Here is a 1,897-nt window from a genome sequence, read left to right on the forward strand (position 1 = left end):
AATCGAGTAGGAGGGGGCGACTAACCCCCGACCTCTCACACCACCGTACGTACCGTTCGGTATACGGCGGTTCAATTAAGTTTGACGTAGAAATTCGTATCGTTGATATAAACTTTTGAGCCCTTGGGAGCTCCAATAGGAGTTCCCAAGGGTTTTGTGTAAGATTGGACTACAGGCAATTCTCCAATATTTCTTTCTGGAGTTTCCCCATTCGAATGCTTTATTTGGATTAACCTTCAGGCTAATGAGTTTTCTCACTCTTGTTTTTGGGTTTTTCCACTCTTTCCACAAAATCATTCGAAGTCTTCTTCTTATCCACTCATCTAATTCTTTAAATCTACTTGGTGTGTCAGCTAGAGCGAAGTAACCACACCAACCTACCAGATATTGATTGAGTTGTTTAATTCTCATCTCAATTGGGATAGGTTTGGAGCGTGAAGTTAATTCTCTGATTTTATTCTTTAGCCTTTTTATACTCTCGTTAGCTATTCGAACCTTTGGGTTCTTCTGAGAAGTAAAACTGAATCCAAGAAACTTACGTTTCCAAGGTCGGTCCACTGCTGACTTTCCTCTATTCACTTTCAACTTTAGTTTCTTTTCGATGTACTCCGTGATAGAGGTCATGACTCTTTCACCGGCTTTCTTCGATTTGACGTAAATGTTACAGTCGTCCGCATAACGAACAAACTTGTGACCTCTGGATTCTAACTCTTTGTCCAGTTTATCCAGTAGGATGTTAGAAAGTAGAGGACTTAGCGGACCTCCTTGTGGTGTTCCTTCCTCTGATTCGTGAACGACACCATTAATCATGACTCCTGCTTGGAGGTACTTCCTTATTAGTTTTAGGACCATTCGGTCTTTAACCTTATTGGCTATTATCCCCATTAGTTTGTCATGATTGACTTTATCAAAGAATTTCTCAAGGTCTATATCAATTACCCATCTGTATCCTTCCTTGATATATCCTCTCGCTTTCCTAACTGCGTCGTGACCTCTTTTATTTGGTCGAAATCCATAGCTATGTTCAGAAAAGCTTGGGTCAAAGATGGGAGTCAGAACTTGGGCTATGGCCTGTTGAATGAATCGGTCCGTCACGGTAGGTATCCCTAAAAGCCTTATTCCTCCGTTCGGTTTCGGGATTTCGACACGACGTACCGGGCTAGGCTCGTAGGTACCATCCCTTAAAGATTGACGTAGGGTGTCCCAGTTTTCATAGAGATGTCTTCGTAGGGATTTTACGGACATTCCATCTATGCCGTGACTTCCTTTGTTTCTCTCCACACGTTTAAGTGCTTCTATTAGGTTTTCCCGTGACAGAATCTTATCCATTAACATTTGATATTTCCTTTCCACGCGAACGTAGAAGTCTATTTGTGTTATTCTTGCTCCGCCCTCTTGAAGTCCCCCATGGAATTCACCATTTCCTCCTTCAAGTAAGTCTTCGTAGAAGATTGTCTGCATCTACACAAGAATTATACGCATAGTTCACGTTCTTCTTAATTGTTCAGTCCTTCCCTTACTTTCTCGAGTAAGTAAGGTACTATGACCTCTGCTGACTTCTGATTGTTCAGCTATCTATCACTAGATAGGTTACCAAGTGGACTTGGCGTTTCAATCAGACCTCCCCGGGTAAGGATGCAATCTTTCCTTCCATCTATCTGCTTCATTTACTCTGTATCACCTTCGGCAGAAAGGACTTTGTTTTGTCTTGCAAACTCGTCCAATGATACCTAGCCTCATATGAAGTTCGTGTTCCTCAGACCGGAAGTTTGCCGCTCGCTTCCTTCAGATTCCATGTCGCCATGGACACCCTTGCGTTAAGCTAACTGCTACTTCTGCCTTCGCAGCTCGGGACTTGCACCCTATAGATTACACCCATGCCGGGCGCACAAGAAAA

At 42.9% G+C, this 1,897-nt stretch carries 1 protein-coding gene; it reads right to left on the reverse strand.

Annotation, left to right across the window (positions count from 1 at the left end):
* Positions 1-75: 75 nt before the first annotated feature.
* A complete protein-coding gene (gene ltrA / locus ABES52_RS15600; RefSeq protein WP_429652150.1) occupies positions 76-1,335 on the reverse strand; it encodes a group II intron reverse transcriptase/maturase in 1,260 nt (419 codons plus the stop codon).
* Positions 1,336-1,897: the final 562 nt, after the last annotated feature.

The organism is Aeribacillus pallidus (assembly GCF_050478865.1).
Lineage (GTDB): Bacteria > Bacillota > Bacilli > Bacillales > JACDOC01 > JACDOC01.

Bases quoted from the DNA above. Each gene is read 5' to 3' on its own strand.
- ltrA (WP_429652150.1), bottom strand. From the start codon at position 1,335: ATGTTAATGGATAAGATTCTGTCACGGGAAAACCTAATAGAAGCACTT.